Source organism: Streptomyces sp. NPDC050263, assembly GCF_040655955.1.
In the GTDB taxonomy this organism is placed as follows: domain Bacteria; phylum Actinomycetota; class Actinomycetes; order Streptomycetales; family Streptomycetaceae; genus Streptomyces.
On the sequence record NZ_JBFAKW010000101.1, the window covers coordinates 1 to 23279 of the forward strand.

The window sequence follows — 23279 nt, forward strand, 5'->3', positions numbered from 1 at the left end:
GACGACGGCCCAAACCGCAGACGGACAGAGGCGATGTGACGCCCTCGGCCCTGAACCGGCAACTCGGAGAAGCCCGCTTAACACCAGTCACCTAGTCCCGAAACCCGGGGATTCTCCCGGAGAGGCCGAAGACGCCCCCCAACTCCCTTGAGTCACCCGTACGATGACGTGTGATCAGATGAGATCGGGTCAGACCGTGATGCCGATCGATCGTGGCCGATCGCAGCAGGGGATTGAGGGATCACATGTCGTCGTCGTACTTCACCGACCTGGCCCAGCAGTACATCGACGGTGAGTGGCGTCCGGGGACGGGCGACTGGGACATCATCGTCTGCAATCCCTATGACGGCGAGAAGCTCGCGTCGATCACCATAGCCACCGTCGGCGAGGTCGACGAGGCCTACCGGTCCTCCGCCCGCGCCCAGAAGCAGTGGGCCGCGACCAACGCCTTCGCCCGCCGCGCGGTGTTCGAGAAGGTGCTGCGGCTGGTCGAGGAGCGCGAGGCGGAGATCAGCGAGATCCTCGTCAACGAGGCCGGCGGCACGTTCGGCAAGGCCGCCTTCGAACTCCACCTCGCCAAGGAGTTCCTGCGCGAGTCGGTGCATCTGTCGCTGCGCACAGAGGGCAGCATCATCCCCTCGCCGGTCGACGGCAAGGAGAACCGCGTCTACCGCGAGCCGGTCGGCGTGGTCGGTGTGATCAGCCCCTTCAACGTGCCGTTTCTGCTGTCGCTCAAGTCCGTCGCCCCGGCCCTCGCCCTCGGCAACGGCGTGGTGCTCAAGCCGCACCAGAACACCCCGATCTCCGGCGGCACCGTGATCGCCAAGCTCTTCGAGGACGCCGGTCTGCCTCCGGGCCTGCTGAACGTCGTCGTGACCGACATCGCCGAGATCGGCGACGCCTTCCTGGAGCACCCCGTCCCGCAGGTCATCTCCTTCACCGGCTCCGACAAGGTCGGCCGGCACGTCGCCACCGTCGCCGCCTCGCACTTCAAGCGGGCCGTCATCGAACTCGGCGGCAACAGCGCGTTCGTCGTGCTCGACGACGCCGACGTCGACTACGCCGTCGACGCGGCCGTCTTCAGCCGCTTCGTCCACCAGGGCCAGGTCTGCATGGCCGCCAACCGCATCCTGGTCGACCGCTCGCTCGCCGACGAGTTCACCGAGAAGTTCGTCACCAAGGTGAAGACCCTCAAGGCCGGCGACCCGCGCGACCCGCAGACCGCGATCGGCCCGATGATCAACCCCTCGCAGGCGGAGGCGGTCTCGAGCGTCGTCGAACAGGCGATAGCCCAGGGTGCGAGCCCCCTCGTGCACGGCACGACCACCGACAACCTCGTCGAGCCGTCGGTGCTGGCCGATCTCCCCGCCGACTCCGCCCTGCTCCGGCAGGAGGTCTTCGGCCCCGTCGTCTTCCTCAACACCTTCGACGGCGAGGAGGAGGCCGTACGCCTGGTCAACGACACCCCGTACGGCCTGAGCGGCGCCGTCCACACCGCCGACGTCGAGCGGGGCGTCGCCTTCGCCCGGCAGATCGTCACCGGCATGTTCCACGTCAACGACGCCACCGTCCACGACGAGCCGCTCGTCCCCTTCGGCGGCGAGAAGAACTCCGGCGTCGGCCGCCTGAACGGCGAGGCGACCATCGAGGCCTTCACCACCACCAAGTGGATCTCGGTCCAGCACGGCCGCAGCGGCTTCCCGTTCTGAGCGGCCGCGAGGCCGGGCCGCCCGGCAGGCTTGGCACACCGAGGTCATAACCTGGGCCCATGTCAGCGATCCGTCTTCTCGTGCTGGGCGCCGTGCGCCAGCACGGGCGGGCCCACGGCTACCAGGTGCGCGGCGACCTGGAGTACTGGGGCGCCCACGAGTGGTCCAACGCCAAGCCGGGCTCGATCTACCACGCCCTGAAGCAGATGGCGAAGCAGGGACTGCTGCGCGAGCACGAGACGGCGCCGTCCACCGCGGGCGGCCCGCCGCGTACCGAGTACGAGATCACCGAGGCGGGTACCGAGGAGTTCTTCAGGCTGCTGCGCGAGGCGCTGACCTCGTACGACCAGAAGACGGACGTGAAGTCGGCGGCCATCGGCTTCGTCGTCGACCTCCCGCGCGCGGAGGCGGTGGCGCTCCTGAAGGACCGCATCCGCGGCATCGAGGAGTGGCGTTCGGCCGTCACCGAGCACTACGTCCCCGAGGACGGCCCGGAGCAACTGGGCCACATCGGCGAGATCATGAACCTCTGGATCCACACCGCCGACGCCGAGGCCGAGTGGACCCAGGGCCTGATCACACGGATCGAGGGCGGCGCGTACACCTTCGCGGGGGAGGGCGCGCCGTTCGTCGGCGTGCTGACGGAGGGCGCGGAGAACCCGTACGCGACGGGGGAGCGGCATCCGGGGGACTCCCGCTGATCGAGTCAGCCGATCGAGTCAGCCGATCGAGTCAGCTGATCGAATCGGCTGATCGAATCGGCTAATCAAGTTTGACAAGTTCTGTTCGTGGAGTTACCTTGAGCGAGTAGTCAAGTTTGATTAGTTGAGGGGTTGGGGGACTGCCATGGCCGACAGGGCGATCACCGTCGAAGGAGTGCGCAAGAGGTACGGCGACACACAGGCGCTGGACGGACTCGATCTCACGGTCGCCCGAGGCACCGTGCACGGCGTGCTCGGACCGAACGGCGCGGGCAAGACGACCCTGGTCAGGATCCTGTCCACGCTGCTGCGACCGGACTTCGGACGCGTCGAGGTGGCCGGCCACGACGTGGTGCGCCAGGCCCGTGAGGTCCGTCTGCGCATCGGCCTGCTCGGCCAGCACGCCGCCCTCGACGAGGAGCTGAGCGGCCGGCAGAACCTGGAACTGTTCGGCCGCCTCCACCACCTGGGCGCCCGCCCCGCGCGCGGGCGCGCCGACGAACTCCTGGAGCGTTTCGACCTCACCGCCACCGGCCGCAAGCCCGTCAGCGCCTACAGCGGAGGCATGCGCCGCCGCCTGGACCTCGCCGCCTCCCTCATCGGCAACCGGCACGGCACCGACCCGGAGGTGCTCTTCCTGGACGAGCCGACCACCGGCCTCGACCCGCGCGGGCGCGCCGAGGTCTGGTCCGCGGTCCGCTCACTGGTCGGCGGTGGGACGACGGTCGTGCTCACCACCCAGTACCTGGAGGAGGCCGACCAGCTCGCCGACCGCATCTCCGTCGTCGACCGGGGCCGGGTGATCGCCGACGGCACGGCGGACGAGCTGAAGACGCTGACGGGCGGCGACCGCATCGACGTCGTCCTGCGCGACGCCGGCCACCTGGGCGCGGCCCTCGCCCTGCTGCCCCTGCCCAAGGAGGACGTCACCGTCGACCCCGACCGCCGTCTGCTCAGCGCCCCCGTCACCGACCGCATGGCCGCCCTCTCCGGTGTCGTCCGCGCCCTGGAGGAGGCGGGCGTCGAGGCGGAGGACGTGGCCCTGCGCCGCCCCACGCTGGACGAGGTCTTCCTCCACCTGACCGGCCGCGACGACCGCGCTGACGATCTCGCCAAGGAGGCCGTGTGAACACGTACGCGCTGACCGACTCCTGGACCATGACCCGGCGCGAACTCGCCCACTGGGCAAGGCATCCGGGCCGACTGGTCGTCGGGCTCGTCTTCCCGGTGATGCTGCTGCTGATGTTCGGCTACCTGGTCGGCGGCGGCCGCGGGGTGAGCGGTGACTACCTCGACTACCTGATGCCCGGCATGCTCGCGCTCACCATGGCCTTCGGCCTGGAGGGCACGATGCTCGCCGTCACCCAGGACCTGAACAAGGGCGTCATCGACCGCTTCCGGGCGATGCCGATGGCCGACGGCGCCGTCCTGGTGGGCCGTTCGGCGGCCGACATGCTCCAGTCGGCCCTCGGCCTGGCCGTGCTGATCGCCGTCGGCCTGGCCCTCGGCTGGCGCCCTCAGGGCGGACCGGGCGTCTTCCTGGGCGCGGTGGGTCTCCTCCTCCTCTTCCGCTTCGCGATGCTCTGGATCGGCATCCACCTGGCACTGGTGGCCGGGAAACCGGAGATGGTGCAGGCCGTGCAGATCCTGGTCTGGCCGGTCGGCTTCCTCTCCAACGCCCTCGCCACCCCCGCCGCGATGCCCGGCTGGCTCGGCACGGCCGTCGAATGGAACCCGATGTCCCGGACGGCGACAGCGGTCCGCGACCTCTTCGGCGGCACAGGCGCAGACCCGGCCCACATCTGGGCGGCAGTCGGCTGGCCCCTGGCCCTGCTGGCAGTCTTCTTCCCCCTCGCCGTAAGAAAGTTCACCCACATGAGCCACTGACCCAGCCGACGCCGCGTGTGTCTCTCGAAGCTCCCCCTGCGTCCCCGGACGGCAACGCCGGCGCGCCCGCACGGCCACCGACACCGCCGAGGACATCGACGACGCGGCTACACACCCGAGGTGTCGAGCCACCGCCCTCGACGGCTGCCGACGCCGCCGAGGGCCGGCGAACAGGCGTCGCGTCGCGCTCGTCTCCAGCAGCCGTGGCCGACGCTCTCTGCGGCTCCGAGGGCCGCCGGCGGCTCATGACGGGCCACCGGCACCCGCGACCGCTCACGACCCGCACGACAGCTCTGGAACGCAACGCCTCGGCCGGCACCCTCGACCACCGCCCTCGACCGCCGCGTGGGCCCGGGGGGTGCCTCCCGGGGCCCGGGCCCGGCGGCCGCTAGTGGTGGAACCCGGTGGCCGCCCCCTTGTCCCTCGTCGACGGCCCCGACTGTCGCCGGAGTTCCGGGAGCAGTCGGGTCAGGTCCTCCACGAACAGCTCGGCGAGGTCTTCAGAGAAGCCGTTTCTGCAGACCACCCGCAGCACGGAGAGGTCCTCCCGGTTCGCCGGGAAGGTGTACGCGGGCACCAGCCAGCCGCTCTCGCGCAGCCGCCGGGAGACGTCGAAGACGTCGTACGACTCCACGTCCGGCGCCGTGGTGAAGGCGAACACCGGCAGCTCGTCGCCCCGCGTGAGGAGCCGGAAGTCGCCCAGTGCCTCCACCCGGTCGGCGATGCCCCGGGCCACGTTCCGCGTGGACTGCTGCACGGCCCGGTAGCCCTCGCGGCCCAGCCGCAGCAGCGTGTAGTACTGCGCGACGACCTGCGCGCCCGGCCGGGAGAAGTTGAGGGCGAAGGTCGGCATGTCGCCGCCGAGGTAGTTCACGCGGAAGACGAGCTCCTCCGGCAGCGCCTCCTTGTCGCGCCACAGCGCCCAGCCGACCCCCGGGTACACGAGCCCGTACTTGTGCCCCGAGGTGTTGATGGACGCCACGCGCGGGAGGCGGAAGTCCCACACCAGGTCCTCGTCGAGGAAAGGCGCGATCATCGCGCCGGACGCGCCGTCCACGTGCACCGCGATGTCGAGGCCGGTCCGCTCCTGGAGAGCGTCCAGCGCGGCGCACAGCTCGGCGATCGGCTCGTAGGACCCGTCGAACGTGGAGCCGAGGATGCCGACGACCCCGATCGTGTTCTCGTCGCACAGCTCGGCCGCAGCCTGCGGGTCCAGATGGAACCGGTCCCCCTCCATGGGGACCTGACGGGCCTCCACCTCCCAGAAGTTGCAGAACTTCTCCCAGCAGACCTGGACGTTGACCCCCATCACGAGGTTCGGACGGGCGCCCGGGTATCGGTCGGCGTTGCGCAGCGACCACCGCCGCTTCAGCGCCATCCCCGCGAGCATGCACGCCTCGCTCGACCCGGTCGTCGAACAGCCCACGGCCGCCGAGGGATCGGGCGCGTTCCACAGGTCGGCGAGCATCGCCACACAGCGCCGCTCCAGCTCGGCGGTGCGCGGATACTCGTCCTTGTCGATCATGTTCTTGTCCCGGCAGTCCGCCATCAGCACCCCGGCCTGCGGCTCCATCCACGTGGTGACGAAGGTGGCCAGGTTGAGCCGCGCATTGCCGTCCAGCATCAGTTCGTCGTGCACCAGCTGATAGGCCGTCGACGGCGGCATCGGCCGGTCCGGGAGCCGGTGCTTCGGAGGCGCCTCGGTCATGCCGCCGACCGGGTTCGCCTCGCCGTAGAAGGGATTCACGGACAGCGGGCGCTCGTCGGGCTTCTCGGGGCCTTTGTGGAGGGGCATGGCTTGTGTACTCCCAACTGGCGGAGCGGCGGTCGCCGAGTGGCGTTCTGCCGCTTCATCGGATGGAGGGGCCTGTTCGGTTCACGTGCTCACCGCACCGCCGTTCCATCGTCGCGCAACTGCATCTGCGGCCGCCCCGTCACCAGCAGCCAGGCGGGCAGCGAGGCGAAGCAGAGCAGGGCGATGATCGCGGGCGAGGCGACCAGGGCGGCGGCCGTGAACAGGCTCAGCCAGCCCTGCCGGGTGATGGCGAGGAGCACGCCCAGCACGCCCGCCGCCACGCCCACCGCCGGGTGCACGCCGGGCACGAGGGCATGGGCGGCGAGGCCGAGGGCGACGCCGACGAACACGGCCGGGAAGATCCGACCGCCCCGGAAGCCGCAGGACGCGGCGACGAGCAGCGCCGCCAGCTTCACCACCGTCATCGTGGCGAACTGGCCGGCCGACCAGCCCTCGGGATCGGCCGCGAGCTCCCCGATCTCGTCCAGTCCCTTGAACAGCGTCAGATGGCCGCCCAGAGCCCCCAGCAGCCCCAGGACGAGCCCGCCGGCCGGCAGCGCCAGCATCGGGTGTCCCAGGCGCGCGAACGCGCCGTGGACGTAGGGGAAGGCGCAGACGGCGCCCAGGGCGAGCAGCGCCCCCGCCGACGCGATCACGAGCATCGCCAGCAGATCGCTCCACCCGGGCTGCCCGAACGCGGGCAGGTCGAGGTCGAAGGTCGGATGGTCCACCAGGGTGGTCGTCATCGAGCCGACCGCGGCAGCGACCAGCGGTGCGAAGACGTTGTCCCACAACGGCCCCTTCGTCTGCCGCCCCGCCAGCGCCTCGGAGATCAGCAGCGCCGCCGCCACCGGCGTCCCGAACAGCGCGCCGATCGTCGCCGCCTCCGCCAGTACGGACCACAGCCCGCCCGGTGCCCGGGGCAGCAGCCTGTGTCCCAACCAGAAGGCGAGCCCGACGTTCACGGCGATGATCGGGTTCTCCGGGCCCAGACTCGGCCCGCCCGCCAGCATCAGCGCGGTCGCCACCAGCAGCCCGGGGAGCACGGCCGGCGGCAGCACGCGCGCGTCCAGCCCCAGCGTGGCCGGATCGGGCCCCGCGTGCCCCGGCACCTTCCACACCACCAGCCCCACCAGCACCCCGGTCGAGGTGAGCATCACGAGCATCCACAGCACCGAGTACCGGCCCACGCCCAGCGCGTCCGGCAGGTTCTGCCACAGCACGTCCTGCAGCAGCTCGGCCAGCTCGCTCACCAGCACGAACAGCAGGCTCGCCAGCACGCCGACGACGAGAGCGGGCAGGATCAACGGCAGCAGGGCGCGCGCGGGGGTCGCCGGAGCGGTGGGCGCCTGCTGCGCGGTGTCCTGGGCCACGCGATCACGATAAGCGGATGAAACGGACACGACACCCGGGCGGCGACGGACGGAGACGGACGGAGACGGGCGGCGACGGGCGGGGACTGACGCGGGACGCGCTTGGGCACACGCCGCGGAGGAACCGCGCTTGCACCTCACGTGGCGTGAGGACCCACCGTGGAGCACGTACCGAGAAGGGAGCGGACGAAGTGAGCTACTCCGTAGGACAGGTCGCCGGATTCGCCGGGGTCACGGTGCGCGCACTGCACCACTACGACGACATCGGCCTGCTCGTCCCGAGCGGGCGCAGCCACGCTGGCCACCGGCGCTACAGCGACGCCGACCTCGACCGGTTGCAGCAGATCCTGTTCTACCGGGAGCTCGGCTTCCCGCTCGAGGAGGTCGCCGCCCTGCTCGACGACCCGGCCGCGGACCCGCGCGCGCACCTGCGCCGCCAGCACGAGTTGCTGACCGCCCGGATCGAGAAGCTGCAGAAGATGGCGACGGCCGTGGAGCACGCCATGGAGGCACGCAAGATGGGCATCGACCTGACACCCGAGGAGCGCTTCGAGGTCTTCGGCGACAAAGACCCCGAGCAGTACGCCGAGGAGGCGGAGCAGCGCTGGGGCGACACGGAGATGTACGCCGAGTCACAGCGCCGCGCCGCGAACTACACCAAGGACGACTGGAAGCGCATGCAGGCGGAGATCGACGCCTGGAACGCGTGGTACGGCGACCTGATGGACGCCGGTGAACTGCCGACCGGCGACCGGGCGATGGACATGGCCGAGGAACACCGGCAGCACCTGTGCACCTGGTTCTACGACGCGTCGCACACGTTCCACCAGTGCCTCGGCGACATGTATGTGTCCGACGAGCGCTTCAAGGCGTTCTACGACTCCACGCGCCCGGGCCTCGCCGAGCACCTCAACGAGGCGATCAAGGCGAACGCGGCCCGGCACACGCCGTAGGTCCGGCACACGTCATAGGCGCGGCACGCGCGTCGCAGGGCACACGCGCGTGAGGTGGCCTGGTCCGGGGGCTACTCCCGGACCAGGATCACCGCGGTCCCGTAGGCGCACACCTCGGTGCCCACGTCCGCCGCCTCCGTCACGTCGAAGCGGAACGCCAGCACGCCGTTGGCTCCACGCGCGTGTGCCTGTTCGATGAGCCGTTCCATGGCCTGGTTGCGGGTCTCCACGAGGGTTTTGGTCAACCCCTTGAGCTCGCCGCCGATCATCGACTTCAGGCCGGCGCCGATCTGACTGCCCAGGTGCCGTGAGCGCACCGTCAGCCCGAAGACCTCGCCGATGACCTGCTGCACCCGGTACCCGGGCGCGTCGTTCGTGGTGACGACCAGTACGTCCGGCTGAGGGCCCTGCCCGCCGCCGTAATCATCGATGCCCATGTTCACAGGTTTGACCAAGCAGGAGCACAGTGCATCCTGGGGGAGGCCCTGGGAACCTGGTTCTGTGGCGCCGCGTTGATAACTTTGGGCGGTCCCGCCGCCGCACCGCCGCCTTCACCCCTCAGGAGCCCGGAACCCGTGACTACCCTCGCCCTCGGCCCCGAGTGGATTACTCCGGACTATCTGATCTCGACGTTCGGTCTGATCGGAATCCTGGTCATCGTGTTCGCCGAGTCGGGCCTGTTCGCCTTCCTCCCCGGTGACTCCCTGCTGTTCACGGCCGGCCTGCTGGTGGCCGACGGCAAGTGGATCCACCAGCCGCTGTGGCTCGTGTGCACCCTGATCGTGATCGCGGCCGTCCTCGGTGACCAGGTCGGTTACCTGATCGGCAAGTTCTTCGGACCCAAGCTGTTCAACCGTCCGAACTCCAAGCTCTTCAAGAAGGAGAACCTGGAGAAAGCGCACGAGTTCATGGACAAGTTCGGCCCCAAGGCCATCGTCCTGGCCCGCTTCGTCCCGATCGTGCGCACTTTCGCGCCGATCGTCGCCGGCGCCGGCCGCATGAAGTACCGCACGTTCATCACGTACAACGTCATCGGCGGCATCCTCTGGGGCACGGGCGTGACGGTCGCGGGCTACTTCCTCGGCCAGATCGACCTCATCAAGAACCACGTCGAGGCGATCCTCGTCCTGATCGTCGTCATCTCGGTCGTCCCGGTGATCATCGAGGTCCTCAAGGCCCGCAAGGAAGCCCGCAACGCGCCTCTGGAGCAGCAGCCCCACCAGCAGCAGCCCCCGGTCATGGACGACGCGACGACCCAGCTCCGCCGGATCGACCAGCACGACCCGTACGGCCAGCACGGCCAGCACGGCCAGCAGGGTCAGCAGGGTCAGCAGGGTCAGACCTACGAGAACGACTACTACGGTCAGCAGCAGTACCCGCAGGAGCCGTACCCCCAGGACTGGCAGCAGCAGCCCCAACAGCAGCCGTACGGTGCCCAGCAGAACAGCCAGTACCCGTACAACGACAGCCGCGGCTACTGAGGCTCCCCAAAGGGCGCGGGGCCGTCAGAACCCCCGCGTCCGCTTCGCGGCCCGGCGCTTCTCGGCGGAGCCGATCCGCAGGAACAGCCGCGACACCTCGGATCCCAGGTTCACCCCGATGGCGATGGCCATGGCCAACGCCGCGGCCTTGGTGAGCGACACCAACCCCGCGTCCACCTCGTTCTGCGCGATCGCCAGCAGCCCGAAATACGTGGCAGACCCCGGCAACAGGGGCCCGATCGCAGCGGTGGTGTACGGCAGCGCGGAAGCGAACCGGTAGCGCGAGAGCAACTGTCCGAACAGCCCCACGACCCCCGCCGCGACGGCCGTGGAGGCGACCGGCGAGATCTCGCCGGCGTAGTGCATCGCGCCGTACACCGACCAGGCGACTCCGCCGTTCAGGGTGACGGCCAGCACGGTGGAACGTTCCTGCTGGAGAAGCACCGCGAACGTCAACGACAGCAGCATCGAGGCGCCGATCTGCCACAACGGCCGCTTGGTGACGCCCAGGGCCGCGTCGGGGTTGAGGTGCGCCCCGAGCTGCACGCCGACGTAGAGCATCACCAGCACGCCGACGACGATGCCGACGAAGAAGTACATGACCTCCAGCAGACGCGCGGCGGCGGTGATGTAGAAGCCGGTCAGGCCGTCCTGGACGCCCGCCACCAGCGCCCGTCCGGGCAGCAGCGCGAACAGCCCGCCGGTGATGACCGCGGACGCCTTCACCTCGACGCCCGCCACCGTCAGCGCGACGCCGATGGCGGCCGGCGGCATCGCGGCGACCAGGAACTGGTAGAACTCCGGCAGCCCGCGCCCCGCGCACAGCCAGGCCAGCCGGTCGCCGAGCATCGCGCCCAGCGCGGCCGCCACGAACACGACCAGGTCACCGCCGACCAGCACCGAGGCCGCGCCCGCGAGCAGCCCGCTCGCCGAGGTCAGCACCCAGGTCGGGTACGGATGCCGGTTGCGGCGCATTCCGGCGAGCCGCCGGTAGGCCTCTTCCAGGGTGAGATGGGTCTCCGGGTCGCTCAGGTCGTCGACGAGCCGGAAGACGGCCGCCAGGCGCGTGTAGTCGGTGCCTCGCCGGCGTACCGTCCGCGACGCCGTGACCGGGTCCTCCACCAGGGACGGCTGGTACGAGATCGACAGCAGTGTGAAGGTCACGTTCGGCTCGCAGCGGTCGAGCCCGTACGAGCGGCAGACCGCGAACATCGCGGCCTCCACGTCCTCGGCGCCTTCCCCGCCCGCGAGCAGCAACTCGCCGATGCGCAGCGTCAGGTCGAGTACGCGCGGGACGGCCGGAGCGCCCTCCTCCGCCTTCGGCCCCGGCTCCGGAGCGGGCCGCTCGGCCACCGGCATCCGCAGCATCGTGCGCATCCGGTCCTGCCAGGGCACGTCCTTGGTCAGACTCACCAGCGGCACGCCGTCGGGCGGCGTGAACGCGACCGGGGCATCACGGACGCTGTATGTGCGAGGCAGGCTGAACGCCGATCCCTCGGCCTCCCCGGCGGCCTGCTGGCCCACGTCCAGCCCGTCCGGGACGGCGAACTCCGACGTGGTCTCCGACTCGCCGCCGGTCTTCGGGACGGCCAGCCCGGCCGGGATCGCGAACTCGGATGTGATCTCGGGGTCGAAGGCACTCCTCGCCTCGTCCGACTGCGGCTTGCGCGCCTCCGCCTCCGACACCTCGCAACGCTCCCTGAACGACACTTTCCGTAGGCCTCAGTATGCGCACAGACACGCGAAAGGGCCGCACGCGTACGCGTGCGGCCCTTTACGCACCTCTACACAGGGAGCCTCAGTGGCCGCCCTCGTCCTTGAAGCGCTTGTAGGACCGCTCGATCTCGGCCTCGGCGTCGGTACGGCCGACCCAGTCGGCGCCCTCGACGGACTTGCCGGGCTCGAGGTCCTTGTAGACCTCGAAGAAGTGCTGGATCTCCAGGCGGTCGAACTCCGACACGTGGTGGATGTCGCGCAGGTGCTCCACGCGCGGGTCGGTCGCCGGGACGCACAGCAGCTTGTCGTCGCCGCCGGCCTCGTCCGTCATCCGGAACATCCCGATCGCGCGGCAGCGGATCAGGCAGCCGGGGAACGTCGGCTCGTCCAGGATGACCAGCGCGTCCAGCGGGTCGCCGTCCTCGCCGAGAGTGTTCTCGACGAAGCCGTAGTCGGTCGGGTAGGCGGTCGAGGTGAAGAGTCGACGGTCCAGGCGGATCCGACCGGTCTCGTGGTCCACCTCGTACTTGTTCCGCGAACCCTTCGGGATCTCGATCGTGACGTCGAACTCCACCGGTGGCTCCTCCATGATCAACACATAGTTCTGGTGGTTAAGTGTCCCTCACGCAGGTGTGTGATCGCGAAAGGGGCTGGTGTTCGTGCCAGAGCTGAGGCTTTGGCGGGCCGCGAGACCGCATGTGGTGCGGGTCACGGACGCCGTACGACCGCGTCTGGCACGGGCCGCAGGAATCGTACGGCCCCGCCTCGCGCGCGTGACGGCGACCGCGAAACCGCAGCTCGCACGGATCGCCCAGGCGGCGAAACCGCAGCTCGCGCGGATCACGACGGCCGGTGCGAACATCAGGTCCTGGCAATACACCGCGGGGGCGGCGACCGCCGGGCTGGCGCTGGCCGCCGGTGCCGTGACCGCCGCCGGCCCCTGGGACTCCACCGGTCAGCGTACGGCTGAGCGGGACCGGGCCGTCGCACTGGAACGGACGGGTGGCGCAGATCACGGACGTTCGGACGATTCGTCCCGAACGTCCGACACGGCGGCCGGAGCGCCCCGGCCCGCCCCCAGCGCCGCCGCCGTCCTCGCGGGCCTCGGAGGCGCCGCCAACACCGTGAAGTCCGCCCCGGACGCTCTCCCGACCGGTACGGGCCTCGCGGGCGTCCTGAACCCCCTCCTGGGCGATCCGGCCCTGGGCGCCCGGCACGCCGCCGCGGTCGTCGACGTGGCCACCGGCAAGCGCCTGTACGGCGTGGGGGGCGGCGACGCGTTGACCCCGGCGTCCACCACGAAGATCGCCACCGCGGTCGCCGCGCTCTCCGCGATGGGCGGCGAGCACCGGCTCACCACGCGCGCGGTGTTGGAACCCGACACCAAGGAGCTCGTTCTCGTCGGCGGCGGCGACCCCACCCTCACGGCCCGCAAGGACGCCGAGGGCTGGGCGAGCCTGCACACCCTCGCCGGTGCCACCGCGGCCGCCCTGAAGAAGCACGGCCTCACCAAGGTGACGCTCTCGTACGACACGACCCTGTACGCGGGAACCGAAGTTCACCCCATCGGGGTCAACCCCAACCTCGCCCCCGTCACCGCCCTGTCCGCCGACGAGGGCCGCACCGACGACTCCCTCAGCGGTCCGACGACGCGCGTGAGCGACCCGGCGGCCGACGCGACCGTCAAGTTCGCGAAGTTCCTGAAGGCCGAAGGCATCACGACCACGGCTCCCGGCCCCTCCAAGGCGACCACGCGCGCGCAGCGACTCGCCACGGTCTCCTCGCCCCCGCTGTCCACCCTGGTCGAACGGATGCTGACCAACAGCGACAACGACATCGCCGAGTCCCTCGCCCGCCAGACCGCCCTCGCGACCGGCGTCCGCGCGGACTTCGCCGGCGCCGGCAAGGCCGTCCAGGCGCAACTGAAGAAGCTCGGACTGCCCACGGCCGGGGCCCGGTTCAAGGACGGCAGCGGCCTCGACCGCGGGAACCGGCTCACGGCGAACCTGCTGACCGCCCTCCTGGTCAAGGCGAGCGACCCCGCGCGCCCCGACCTGCGCCCCGTCCTCACCGGCCTCCCCGTCGCCGGCTTCACCGGCACCCTCGCCAGCCGCTACAGCGAAGGCGCGGCCGGCGTCGTCCGCGCCAAGACGGGCACGCTGACCGGTGTGAACGCCCTCGCAGGCACGGTCGTCGACCAGGACGGCCGGCTCCTCGCCTTCGCCCTTCTGGCCGCCGACACGACCGACCCGGCGGCGGCCCAGGCGGCGCTGGACCGGGCGGCCACGGCGCTCGCGGGGTGCGGCTGCCGGTGAGGGCCGGGCCCACCACCCCTGAGCCACCCCCACCGCCGACCCTGACATCTCCCTGACCGGACTCCTGCGACCTGCCCGCAACGGCGGCGCTCACGTACGGTTGACGCATGACGAGCATCGGTGGCGCTGCTTCTTCGGGGATGGTCGACTGGAATCTCGCGGTGGCGACCGCGACCCGGCTCGTACGGCCGGGACCCGAGGTCAGCCGTGACGAGGCGCGTGCCGTCGTCGCGGAACTGCGCCGACACGCCAAGGCCTCGGAGGAACACGTCCGAGGCTTCACTCGTATGGGCACCGACGACACCCACGACACCCCGATCCTCGTCGTCGACCGCCCGGGCTGGGTGCGGGCGAACGTGGCGGGCTTCCGGGAGATCCTCAAACCCCTCCTGGACAAGATGCAGGAACGGCGCGGCAGCACCCCCGGCGGCGCGGTCCTCGGAGCCGTCGGCGGCAAGGTCACCGGCGTCGAACTCGGCATGCTGCTCTCGTTCCTGTCCTCCCGGGTCCTAGGCCAGTACGAGACGTTCGCCCCCGCCACCCGCGAACTCCCGGCGGGTGCCAACGGCGGCGGTCGGCTGCTGCTCGTCGCGCCGAACATCGTCCACGTGGAACGCGAACTCGACGTGGAGCCCCACGACTTCCGCCTGTGGGTGTGCCTCCACGAGGAGACGCACCGCACCCAGTTCTCCGCCGTGCCCTGGCTGCGCGACCACCTGGAGGGCGAAATCCAGTCGTTCTTGGGCGAGACCGACGTCGACCCCATGACGTTCCTGGAGCGGATCCGGGAGGCCGCCCAGTCCCTCGCCGGCGGCCGCCCCGAGGGCGAGGAGGAGGACGACGGTGGGCGCTCCCTGGTCGAACTCGTGCAGACGCCCGCCCAGCGCGAGATCCTCGCCCGTCTCACCGCCGTGATGTCCCTCCTGGAGGGACACGCCGACTTCGTCATGGACGGAGTCGGCCCGGAAGTCGTCTCGAGCGTCGCCGAGATCCGCGAGAAGTTCCAGCAGCGCCGGGCCAAGGGCGCCTCCCGACTGGACATCGCGCTGCGCAAGTTGCTGGGCCTGGACGCCAAACTCAAGCAGTACCGGGACGGCGAACGCTTCGTCCGGGCCGTCGTCGACCAGGTCGGCATGGACGGCTTCAACCGGGTGTGGACCTCCCCGAACACACTTCCGACCAAGACCGAGATCGCGAAACCGGCGGACTGGGTCGCGAGGGTGCACCGCAAGGCCGAGTCGTGAACCCCCGAGAAGGGTGGTGAACCGAAACCGGCCGTCGGCAGGCGAACGCCCCCGCAATCACCCGTCCGAGGGACCGTGAGGCTCGTGCAGGCGTGCAATGCTCAGGGAACGGCCCGGTTCTGTCACCATCTACACACTCTGAGTGACCGAACCTCGGGCTCACCCCCGAAAACTTCATGAAGGGAACCGGACAATGGGTCCCCATCCTGCGGTCGCGGCGATACGCCTGGCGGTCCGCCGCGTACTTCACGACATCCTCAACGACCACCCCGCCCCTGAAGCGAGCCCGCACGAGCGCCCCCCGGCGCCGCTCGTGCTCGTGGCGTGCTCCGGCGGCGCCGACTCCATGGCACTCGCCTCCGCCCTGGCCTTCGAGGCCCCCCGCCTCGGCATCCGGGCCGGCGGCGTCACCGTCGACCACGGCCTGCAGACCGGCTCCGACCTGCGCGCCGCGGAAGTGGTCCTGCGCCTGCGCGAACTCGGCCTCGACCCCGTCGAGTGCACTCCTGTGACCGTCGGCCGCGACGGCGGCCCCGAGGCCGCCGCCCGTGACGCGCGCTACGCCGCCCTCGACGCCGCGGCCGAACGCCACGGCGCCGCCGCCGTTCTGCTCGGCCACACCCGGGACGACCAGGCCGAAACCGTCCTGCTCGGACTCGCCCGCGGCTCCGGCATCCGCTCCCTGTCCGGAATGGCCGCGGTCTCGGGGGCCGACGGCCGTTACCGCCGCCCCTTCCTCCAGCTCGACCGGCAGACCGCCCGCAAGGCCTGCATGGTCCAGTCGCTGCCCGTCTGGGACGACCCGCACAACGCGGATCCGGCCTACACCCGCTCGCGGCTGCGCCACGAGGGCCTGCCCGCACTGGAGAAAGCCCTCGGCAAAGGCGTCGTCGAAGCCCTCGCCCGCACGGCCCAGCTCTCCCGCGACGACGCCGACGCCCTGGACGCCTGGGCCGGCCAGGCCGAGTCCTCCGTACGGGACGCCACAGGCCTTCTGGAGTGCGCAAAGCTCTACGCCCTGCCGCCCGCCGTACGCCGCCGGATCCTGCGCCGCGCCGCCATCGAGGCGGGTGCTCCGGCCGGTTCCCTCTTCGCCCGGCACATCGAGGAGGTCGACCGGCTGATCACCGGCTGGCGCGGCCAGGGGGTCATCAATCTCCCCGGCAAAGTCGTCGCTCAGCGCCAGGGTGGCAGACTGGTGATTCGGCAAGGCTGAATCCGGGCCCTCCGGCAGGACCGCTTGCGTGGTCGCGGGCGGTTCCGGTGGCCGGTGGGACAACCGAAAGTGATGCGGGTGGACGCGAAAGACATGGGCACCGACCTCAAAGAGGTGCTCATCACCAAGGAAGAGATCGACGCGAAGCTGGCCGAGCTGGCCGCGAAGATCGACGCGGAGTACGCGGGCAAGGATCTGCTCATCGTCGGCGTCCTCAAGGGCGCGGTGATGGTCATGGCCGATCTCGCACGAGCGCTGTCCACCCCCGTCACCATGGACTGGATGGCCGTGTCCTCCTACGGCGCGGGCACCCAGTCCTCCGGTGTCGTGCGGATCCTCAAGGACCTCGACACCGACATCAAGGGCAAGCACGTCCTCATCGTCGAGGACATCATCGACTCCGGCCTGACCCTGTCCTGGCTGCTCTCCAACCTCGGCTCGCGCGAGCCCGCCTCCCTCAAGGTGTGCACGCTGCTGCGCAAGCCCGAGGCGGCGAAGGTCGCCATCGACGTCGAGTGGGTCGGCTTCGACATCCCCAACGAGTTCGTCGTCGGCTACGGCCTCGACTACGCCGAGAAGTACCGCAACCTCCCGTTCGTCGGTACGCTCGCGCCTCACGTCTACGGCGGCTGAACCCGAAGGGGTCAAGCTCCGTACGAAGATCGGGAACCCCGACGGGCCTCGCGCCGTTGGAGCATGCAGACGGGTGCCCCAGCCGTCCCGTGCGGCTTCGCCCGACAAAGCTGGGGTACCGTCAGAAGAACTGTCTTATCAAACTCACTATGGCAGGAGGGACGGGGCGACACCGCTCCGTATGGATGGACGTGAAGCGATACTTCCGTGGGCCGGTCATGTGGATCGTGCTGGCCGTCCTTGCCGTGGTCGTGTTGATGCAGGTCGTCGGCTCGTCCGGCGGCTACAAGACGGTGGACACCGGCCAGGTCATTGCAGCGATCAACGACAACAAGGTCGAGTCGGCCAAACTCACCACCGGTGACGAGCAGACCATCAAGGCGACGCTCAAGGACGGCACAAAGATCGAGGGCAGCTCGAAGATCCAGGCGAGCTACATCGGCGATCAGGGCGTGACCATTGCCAACACGCTGCAGACCAAGTACCAGGACAAGCAGATTCCGGACGGGTACACGGTCTCGCCGACGAAGCAGAACGCCTTCGTCGGGATCTTGCTGTCCCTGCTCCCCTTCGTCCTCATCGTGGTCGTCTTCCTGTTCCTGATGAACCAGATGCAGGGCGGCGGCTCCCGAGTCATGAACTTCGGGAAGTCCAAGGCCAAGCTCATCACCAAGGACACGCCGAAGACGACGTTCGCCGACGTCGCCGGTTCGGACGAGGCCGTCGAGGAACTCCACGAGATCAAGGAGTTCCTCCAGGAGCCGGCGAAGTTCCAGGCCGTCGGTGCCAAGATCCCCAAGGGTGTGCTCCTGTACGGGCCGCCCGGCACCGGCAAGACCCTGCTCGCACGCGCCGTCGCCGGCGAGGCGGGCGTCCCCTTCTACTCGATCTCCGGGTCCGACTTCGTCGAGATGTTCGTCGGCGTCGGCGCCTCGCGAGTCCGTGACCTCTTCGAGCAGGCCAAGGCGAACGCCCCGGCGATCGTCTTCGTCGACGAGATCGACGCGGTCGGCCGTCACCGCGGCGCCGGCCTCGGCGGCGGTCACGACGAGCGCGAGCAGACGCTGAACCAGCTGCTCGTCGAGATGGACGGCTTCGACGTGAAGGGCGGCGTGATCCTCATCGCCGCCACGAACCGTCCCGACATCCTCGACCCCGCGCTGCTGCGCCCCGGCCGCTTCGACCGCCAGATCGCGGTCGACCGTCCGGACATGCAGGGCCGTCTGGAGATCCTCAAGGTCCACCAGAAGGGCAAGCCGGTCGCGCCCGACGTCGACCTGTCCGCCGTCGCCCGCCGCACCCCCGGCTTCACGGGTGCCGATCTCGCCAACGTGCTGAACGAGGCCGCTCTGCTGACGGCCCGCTCGGACCTGAAGCTGATCGACAACCACATGCTGGACGAGGCGATCGACCGTGTGGTCGCGGGCCCGCAGAAGCGGACCCGGATCATGTCGGACAAGGAGAAGAAGATCACCGCGTACCACGAGGGCGGGCACGCCCTGGTCGCGGCGGCGTCTCCGAACTCCGACCCGGTGCACAAGATCACCATCCTGTCCCGCGGCCGTGCGCTCGGCTACACGATGGTTCTCCCGGACGAGGACAAGTACTCGACCACCCGCAACGAGATGCTCGACCAGCTGGCCTACATGCTGGGTGGTCGTGCGGCGGAGGAACTGGTCTTCCACGACCCGACCACCGGCGCGGCGAACGACATCGAGAAGGCCACCACAACGGCCCGTGCGATGGTCACGCAGTACGGCATGACCGAGCGGCTGGGCGCGATCAAGTTCGGCGGCGACAACACCGAGCCGTTCCTCGGCCGTGAGATGGCTCACCAGCGCGACTACTCGGAAGAGGTCGCCGCCCTGGTGGACGAGGAAGTCAAGAAGCTCATCGAGAACGCGCACAACGAGGCCTGGGAGATCCTGGTCGAGAACCGCGACGTCCTCGACAACCTCGTGCTCCAGCTGCTGGAGAAGGAGACGCTGAACAAGGAGCAGATCGCCGAGGTCTTCTCCGCCATCGTGAAGCGTCCGGCCCGGCCCGCGTGGACCGGCTCCTCGCGGCGTACGCCGTCCACCCGTCCGCCGGTGCTCTCCCCCAGGGAGCTCGCACTGACGAACGGTGCCAACGGCTCGACGCCGGCGATCTCGACCGCGAAGTCCACCGCGGTCGAGCCCAGCCCGGTGGCCGAGCCCAGCCCGGAGGACCGCCCCGAGAGCTGACCCGGCTCCCGTAGGCCCCCACCAGGCCCGGAATGGATGCCGCGCCCCCCAGGATCTAGCCTGGGGGGCGCGGCATTTCCGTATGTCTGGTTTTGTATGCCGCAGATGAGGCGCGTGACCCATACGCGCGACCCGCACAGGAACGAGGCACGAGATGACCGACCCCGTGACGCTGGCCGGCGAGGGCTCCATCGGCGAGTTCGACGAGAAGCGTGCCGAGAACGCCGTACGCGAGTTGCTGATCGCGGTCGGCGAGGACCCGGACCGTGAGGGCCTTCGAGAGACTCCGGCGCGGGTGGCGCGGGCGTATCGGGAACTCCTGGCGGGGCTGACGCAGAAGCCCGAGGACGTCCTGACGACCACGTTCGATCTCGGCCACGACGAGATGGTCCTGGTGAAGGACATCGAAATCGTAAGTCTGTGCGAGCATCACATGCTGCCGTTCCATGGCGTGGCTCATGTCGGCTACATCCCGGCGGACAACGGCAAGATCACGGGGTTGTCGAAGCTCGCACGGCTGGTCGAGGTGTTCGCCCGCCGTCTACAGGTGCAGGAACGTCTCACCACGCAGGTCGCGGACTCCCTCATGCAGATCCTCGAGGCCCGGGGTGTGATCGTCGTCATCGAGGCCGAGCACATGTGCATGTCGGTGCGGGGGATCCGCAAGCCCGGTGCCAAGACCACGACGTCGGCCGTGCGCGGTCAGCTCCGGGACGCCACGACCCGAGCCGAGGCGATGAGCCTGATACTCGCGCGCTGATCGGCGTGGTGCTTCGTCGGGACGTGTTCCGTCGGGACGGTCGTCAGGCCGCCGACGCCGCGCCGTTCTCGTGGTTGTTGTCGTCCTCCGGGAGCTTGCACACGCGTTCCAGGAAGATGGCCGCCGCTATCACCGCGATGCCTGCCAGGACTGAGAAGCCGGCGTAGATGGCCTGGTCGCGACGGGCGGGGATGTCGAGGGACTCCAGAAGGAAGACGCCGGTGCCTCCGTACATGCCGGAGACCAGGGCGGCCACCAGGGCGCTGGCCTGGCCGAAGACGACCGCGCGGGCGGCCATCAGGGGGTCGACGCCCTTGGCCTCGGGGCGGCGTTCGCGCTGGGCCTTGAGGCGGGCGCGCAAAGACAACGCCGTCGCCAGCAGGACCACGGCGATCAGCGCGAGGACGATGGGGGCGGCCAGCGGGACGCTGGGGAGGGTCCCGATCGAGTTCCACAGGCGGGCGCCCGCCCAGGACAGGATCGCGGCCACGACGAACACGCCGGCCAGCACCCTGATGCGCAGCTCTCTCACGGTGTCCCTTCAACTCCCCCGAGCCCGCGGGTGTGAACAGCACGCGGGCAGTGGTCTTCTCGGCCTCTCTTCTTGACCTTAACGACTAGTCGGGCAGGTGGAGTTCCAGGTCCTGGCGGGCCGCGACGCCTTCGCGGGTGAGGGTGTCGAGGAGGGCGGCGACCGTGCCCCGGCCGGGCAGTTGGGCCTCGGGCTCCACGTCGTGCCAGGGGGCCAGGACGAACGCGCGTTCGTGCGCGCGGGGGTGGGGGAGCGTGAGCTGCGGGTCGTCGGCGACGACGTCCGCGTAGGCGACGATGTCGACGTCCAGCGTGCGCGCGCCCCAGCGTTCCTCCCGTACCCGGTGGAAGGCCTCCTCGACGGCGTGGGCGCGCTCCAGGAGGGAGGACGGCGGGAGCGTCGTCTTCAGCAGGACCACCGCGTTGAAGTACGACGGCTGGCTGCCGGGCTCGACGCCCCACGGCTCGGTCTCGTACACCGGGGAGACCGCCTTGATGCGGACGCCGGGGGTGTCCTCGAGGGCGTCGATGGCTCCCTGGAGGGTCTCCAGGCGGTTGCCGAGGTTGGAGCCGAGCGCGATCACGGCGCGTTTGGGGTTGTGCAGGGTGGTGTCGGCGGCGTCGACCTTCTCGACGACGGAGGCGGGTACCGGCTGTACGGTCGGGTCGCTCTGACCCTTGGTGAAGAATGCGGTCATACTCGGCTCCGGGTGATGGTGACGGTCACGTCGTCGAAGGGGACGGTGATCGGTGCGTCCGGCTTGTGGACGCAGACCTCGACCTCCTCTACCCCCGAGTGCTTCAGACAGGCCTGGGCGATGCGCTCGGCGAGCGTCTCGATGAGGTCGACGGGCTCGCCCTGGACGACGGCCACGACCTCCTCCGCCACGATGCCGTAGTGCACGGTCTTCGCCAGGTCGTCGTCGGCCGCGGCCGGTCGGGTGTCCAGGCCCAGGACGAGGTCCACGATGAAGGTCTGGCCCTCCTCGCGTTCCTTGGGGAACACGCCGTGGTACCCACGGGCCTTGAGGCCGCGCAGCGCGACACGATCCACGCGAATCACTCCTGCAATCGTCGGGTTTCGGCCGGTGCGTCCCGGGTGCGGACTCCACCCCGGCCTGGAACGAATCTACCTGCGAGCACTGACAGCCCCGGCCCCCGCCGCAGTGGCCCGGGCCGGAGCCGGGAGTCTTCACCGGGCGTTTCCCTTGGGGAACCCGGCGGCTCACGGGCTGGTAGCCGCCCCTACCCACAGGTTCGTGATTCCAACCACTTCTTGCTCCCTGTGGGCTCAGGACGGGGTGTCCTCGTCCTCGGCGTCCTCGGACTCGTCGTTTTCGGCCAGCACCGGGGAGGCGTGGTGCGACCACAGCTTCCAGCCCTCCGGGGTGCGCCGGAAGACGTTCGTGGCGACCACCAGCTGGCCGACGAGCGGGCCGAGCTCCTCGCCGTCCTCCGGCGCCGGGCCGCCGCTGAGGATGTTCTCGGTGCAGGTCACCAGCGCGGTGTCACCGGTGACGGAGACATGCACGTCGGTGAGGAAGAACTGGATGTAGTCGGTGTTCGCCATGATCAGCGCGTACGACCTGAGGACCTCGCCCCGGCCGGTGAGCACCGGCCAGCCGGGATGCACGCAGGAGATCACGCCGACGTCCGCCGGGTCGTGGTACGTCTCGTCCACCCCCAGGTCGGCCGGGGTCAGCCAGTGGGAGGACACCCCTTCGAAGTCGCCCTGCTCCAGTGCCTCGTAGAAGGCGGTGTTGGCGGCCTCGACCTGCTCGACGTCGGTGTGCGGGGCGCTCACCGGGTTCCTTCCGCGCGCGGGGTCTCATTCGCGATCCGTGTGTCGCCCGGCCCGTCGGCCTCTTCACGCGCCCACTCCACGGCGCGGGCGACCCGTACCGCGTCCGCCGTCGCGCGGACCTCGTGCACGCGGACCGCCCAGGCGCCCGCCTGCGCCGCGAGGGCGGAGACGGCGGCCGTGGCGGCGTCGCGCTCGCGCGCGGGCGGCGGTGCGCCCTTCGGGTCGGCCAGAACGCGGCCGAGAAAGCGCTTGCGGGAGGCGGCGACGAGCAAGGGGTGCCCGAGGGCGTGCAGCCGGTCGAGGTGGGCCAGCAGGGAGAGGTCGTGGTCGGCCTCCTTGCTGAAGCCGAGGCCCGGGTCGACGACGATGCGGTCGGGGGAGATGCCGCCGGCCAGGACGGCGTCCACGCGCGCGTGGAGTTCGTCCACGACTTCGCAGACGACGTCGGCGTAGACGCCCTTGACGTTGCCGCCCTCCAGGAAGCCGCGCCAGTGCATGACGACGAAGGGGGCGCCCGACTCCGCGACGGCCGGGATCATCTCCGGGTCGGCGAGGCCGCCGCTGACGTCGTTGACGAGGGCGGCGCCGGCCGCGAGGGACCGGGCGGCGACGGAGGCGCGCATCGTGTCGACGGAGACGACGACGCCTTCGGAGGCGAGGCCGCGGACGACGGGGATGACCCGGCGCAGTTCCTCGGCCTCGTCGACGCGGGTGGCGCCGGGGCGGGTGGACTCGCCGCCGACGTCGACCAGGTCCGCGCCCTCGGCGACGAGCTGAAGGCCGTGTTTGACGGCGGCCGTCGTGTCGAACCAGCGGCCGCCGTCGGAGAAGGAGTCGGGGGTCACGTTGACGACCCCCATGACCGCGCAGCGGTCCCAATCCGGAAGGCCGACGACGCGCCCGCGTCCGCTCTGCTTGCTCATACGTTCAGCGTAG

At 70.2% G+C, this 23279-nt stretch carries 22 protein-coding genes; 12 read left to right on the forward strand and 10 right to left on the reverse strand.

Annotated features, from left to right (window positions below; genetic code table 11):
* Nucleotides 1-245: 245 nt before the first annotated feature.
* From AB0J04_RS33420 to AB0J04_RS33435, 4 genes are all read left to right on the forward strand, one after another.
* Nucleotides 246-1709: an aldehyde dehydrogenase family protein gene (locus AB0J04_RS33420; RefSeq protein ID WP_363172351.1), complete on the forward strand. Its 1464-nt coding sequence runs from the start codon at nt 246-248 to the stop codon at nt 1707-1709.
* 59 nt (nt 1710-1768) lie between these two features.
* Nucleotides 1769-2410, forward strand: a complete 642-nt coding sequence (locus tag AB0J04_RS33425) for a PadR family transcriptional regulator (RefSeq protein ID WP_363172352.1) — start codon at nt 1769-1771, stop codon at nt 2408-2410.
* A 145-nt stretch (nt 2411-2555) separates the two neighbouring features.
* On the forward strand, nt 2556-3539 hold the full coding sequence (locus AB0J04_RS33430; RefSeq protein WP_363172353.1) for an ATP-binding cassette domain-containing protein: 984 nt from the start codon (nt 2556-2558) through the stop codon (nt 3537-3539).
* On the forward strand, nt 3536-4297 hold the full coding sequence (locus AB0J04_RS33435) for an ABC transporter permease (RefSeq protein ID WP_363172354.1): 762 nt from the start codon (nt 3536-3538) through the stop codon (nt 4295-4297). The genes AB0J04_RS33430 and AB0J04_RS33435 overlap by 4 nt, the downstream gene beginning before the upstream one ends.
* A gap of 388 nt (nt 4298-4685) precedes the next feature.
* Here the strand turns inward: AB0J04_RS33435 and AB0J04_RS33440 are convergent, their stop codons facing one another.
* On the reverse strand, nt 4686-6092 hold the full coding sequence (locus tag AB0J04_RS33440) for a glutamate decarboxylase (protein ID WP_363172355.1): 1407 nt from the start codon (nt 6090-6092) through the stop codon (nt 4686-4688).
* An 89-nt stretch (nt 6093-6181) separates the two neighbouring features.
* On the reverse strand, nt 6182-7465 hold the full coding sequence (locus AB0J04_RS33445; RefSeq protein ID WP_363172356.1) for an ion channel protein: 1284 nt from the start codon (nt 7463-7465) through the stop codon (nt 6182-6184).
* Between the two features lie 191 nt (nt 7466-7656).
* Between AB0J04_RS33445 and AB0J04_RS33450 the strand changes: the two genes are divergently transcribed.
* Nucleotides 7657-8418 (forward strand): MerR family transcriptional regulator, encoded by a 762-nt coding sequence (locus AB0J04_RS33450; RefSeq protein ID WP_363172357.1) that lies wholly within the window; start codon nt 7657-7659, stop codon nt 8416-8418.
* A 71-nt stretch (nt 8419-8489) separates the two neighbouring features.
* Here the strand turns inward: AB0J04_RS33450 and AB0J04_RS33455 are convergent, their stop codons facing one another.
* Complete coding sequence (locus tag AB0J04_RS33455) at nt 8490-8855, reverse strand: YbjQ family protein (protein WP_363172358.1); 366 nt, start codon at nt 8853-8855, stop codon at nt 8490-8492.
* 138 nt (nt 8856-8993) lie between these two features.
* On the opposite strand from AB0J04_RS33455, the gene AB0J04_RS33460 reads away from it, so the two are divergent.
* On the forward strand, nt 8994-9899 hold the full coding sequence (locus AB0J04_RS33460) for a VTT domain-containing protein (RefSeq protein ID WP_363172360.1): 906 nt from the start codon (nt 8994-8996) through the stop codon (nt 9897-9899).
* Between the two features lie 24 nt (nt 9900-9923).
* Here AB0J04_RS33460 and AB0J04_RS33465 read toward each other — a convergent pair whose 3' ends face one another.
* Nucleotides 9924-11585 carry a threonine/serine exporter family protein gene (locus AB0J04_RS33465; protein WP_363172361.1) on the reverse strand — a complete coding sequence of 554 codons (1662 nt, stop codon included), beginning with the start codon at nt 11583-11585 and terminating at the stop codon, nt 9924-9926.
* Between the two features lie 112 nt (nt 11586-11697).
* Complete coding sequence (locus AB0J04_RS33470) at nt 11698-12189, reverse strand: inorganic diphosphatase (protein ID WP_363172377.1); 492 nt, start codon at nt 12187-12189, stop codon at nt 11698-11700.
* A 79-nt stretch (nt 12190-12268) separates the two neighbouring features.
* Here AB0J04_RS33470 and dacB point away from each other — a divergent pair, with 79 nt between their 5' ends.
* The 6 genes from dacB (at nt 12269) to folE (ending at nt 20008) form a co-directional block, all read left to right on the forward strand.
* Nucleotides 12269-13930, forward strand: a complete 1662-nt coding sequence (gene dacB, locus AB0J04_RS33475; protein ID WP_363172362.1) for a D-alanyl-D-alanine carboxypeptidase/D-alanyl-D-alanine-endopeptidase — start codon at nt 12269-12271, stop codon at nt 13928-13930.
* A gap of 107 nt (nt 13931-14037) precedes the next feature.
* On the forward strand, nt 14038-15174 hold the full coding sequence (locus AB0J04_RS33480; protein ID WP_363172363.1) for a zinc-dependent metalloprotease: 1137 nt from the start codon (nt 14038-14040) through the stop codon (nt 15172-15174).
* Nucleotides 15175-15367: 193 nt separating this feature from the next.
* The gene (tilS, locus tag AB0J04_RS33485) at nt 15368-16390 is read left to right on the forward strand and encodes a tRNA lysidine(34) synthetase TilS (protein WP_363172364.1); all 1023 of its coding nucleotides are present in this window, start codon (nt 15368-15370) and stop codon (nt 16388-16390) included.
* A 72-nt stretch (nt 16391-16462) separates the two neighbouring features.
* A complete protein-coding gene (gene hpt / locus AB0J04_RS33490; protein WP_057577731.1) occupies nt 16463-17023 on the forward strand; it encodes a hypoxanthine phosphoribosyltransferase in 561 nt (186 codons plus the stop codon).
* A gap of 185 nt (nt 17024-17208) precedes the next feature.
* Nucleotides 17209-19248 (forward strand): ATP-dependent zinc metalloprotease FtsH, encoded by a 2040-nt coding sequence (gene ftsH / locus AB0J04_RS33495; protein WP_363172365.1) that lies wholly within the window; start codon nt 17209-17211, stop codon nt 19246-19248.
* A gap of 154 nt (nt 19249-19402) precedes the next feature.
* On the forward strand, nt 19403-20008 hold the full coding sequence (folE, locus tag AB0J04_RS33500) for a GTP cyclohydrolase I FolE (protein WP_351915431.1): 606 nt from the start codon (nt 19403-19405) through the stop codon (nt 20006-20008).
* A 43-nt stretch (nt 20009-20051) separates the two neighbouring features.
* Here folE and AB0J04_RS33505 read toward each other — a convergent pair whose 3' ends face one another.
* From AB0J04_RS33505 to folP, 5 genes are all read right to left on the reverse strand, one after another.
* On the reverse strand, nt 20052-20540 hold the full coding sequence (locus tag AB0J04_RS33505; RefSeq protein WP_351915430.1) for a DUF3180 domain-containing protein: 489 nt from the start codon (nt 20538-20540) through the stop codon (nt 20052-20054).
* 85 nt (nt 20541-20625) lie between these two features.
* The gene (gene folK, locus AB0J04_RS33510) at nt 20626-21237 is read right to left on the reverse strand and encodes a 2-amino-4-hydroxy-6-hydroxymethyldihydropteridine diphosphokinase (protein ID WP_363172366.1); all 612 of its coding nucleotides are present in this window, start codon (nt 21235-21237) and stop codon (nt 20626-20628) included.
* Nucleotides 21234-21593, reverse strand: coding sequence for a dihydroneopterin aldolase (folB, locus tag AB0J04_RS33515; protein WP_363172367.1), 360 nt, complete (start codon nt 21591-21593; stop codon nt 21234-21236). Before folB ends, folK begins: the two co-directional genes overlap by 4 nt.
* Before the next feature lie 237 nt (nt 21594-21830).
* The gene (locus AB0J04_RS33520) at nt 21831-22343 is read right to left on the reverse strand and encodes a nuclear transport factor 2 family protein (protein WP_363172368.1); all 513 of its coding nucleotides are present in this window, start codon (nt 22341-22343) and stop codon (nt 21831-21833) included.
* Nucleotides 22340-23266, reverse strand: a complete 927-nt coding sequence (folP, locus tag AB0J04_RS33525; RefSeq protein WP_363172369.1) for a dihydropteroate synthase — start codon at nt 23264-23266, stop codon at nt 22340-22342. The genes AB0J04_RS33520 and folP overlap by 4 nt, the downstream gene beginning before the upstream one ends.
* Between the last annotated feature and the right edge of the window lie 13 nt (nt 23267-23279).

What these genes read in the sequence shown, in the direction of transcription:
- AB0J04_RS33420 (WP_363172351.1), top strand. Translation starts at nt 246, where the DNA reads ATGTCGTCGTCGTACTTCACCGACCTGGCCCAGCAGTACATCGACGGT.
- AB0J04_RS33425 (WP_363172352.1), top strand. Translation starts at nt 1,769, where the DNA reads ATGTCAGCGATCCGTCTTCTCGTGCTGGGCGCCGTGCGCCAGCACGGG.
- AB0J04_RS33430 (WP_363172353.1), top strand. Translation starts at nt 2,556, where the DNA reads ATGGCCGACAGGGCGATCACCGTCGAAGGAGTGCGCAAGAGGTACGGC.
- AB0J04_RS33440 (WP_363172355.1), bottom strand. Translation starts at nt 6,092, where the DNA reads ATGCCCCTCCACAAAGGCCCCGAGAAGCCCGACGAGCGCCCGCTGTCC.
- AB0J04_RS33455 (WP_363172358.1), bottom strand. Translation starts at nt 8,855, where the DNA reads ATGGGCATCGATGATTACGGCGGCGGGCAGGGCCCTCAGCCGGACGTA.
- AB0J04_RS33480 (WP_363172363.1), top strand. Translation starts at nt 14,038, where the DNA reads ATGACGAGCATCGGTGGCGCTGCTTCTTCGGGGATGGTCGACTGGAAT.
- tilS (WP_363172364.1), top strand. Translation starts at nt 15,368, where the DNA reads ATGGGTCCCCATCCTGCGGTCGCGGCGATACGCCTGGCGGTCCGCCGC.
- hpt (WP_057577731.1), top strand. Translation starts at nt 16,463, where the DNA reads ATGCGGGTGGACGCGAAAGACATGGGCACCGACCTCAAAGAGGTGCTC.
- ftsH (WP_363172365.1), top strand. Translation starts at nt 17,209, where the DNA reads ATGGACGTGAAGCGATACTTCCGTGGGCCGGTCATGTGGATCGTGCTG.
- folE (WP_351915431.1), top strand. Translation starts at nt 19,403, where the DNA reads ATGACCGACCCCGTGACGCTGGCCGGCGAGGGCTCCATCGGCGAGTTC.
- folK (WP_363172366.1), bottom strand. Translation starts at nt 21,237, where the DNA reads ATGACCGCATTCTTCACCAAGGGTCAGAGCGACCCGACCGTACAGCCG.
- folP (WP_363172369.1), bottom strand. Translation starts at nt 23,266, where the DNA reads ATGAGCAAGCAGAGCGGACGCGGGCGCGTCGTCGGCCTTCCGGATTGG.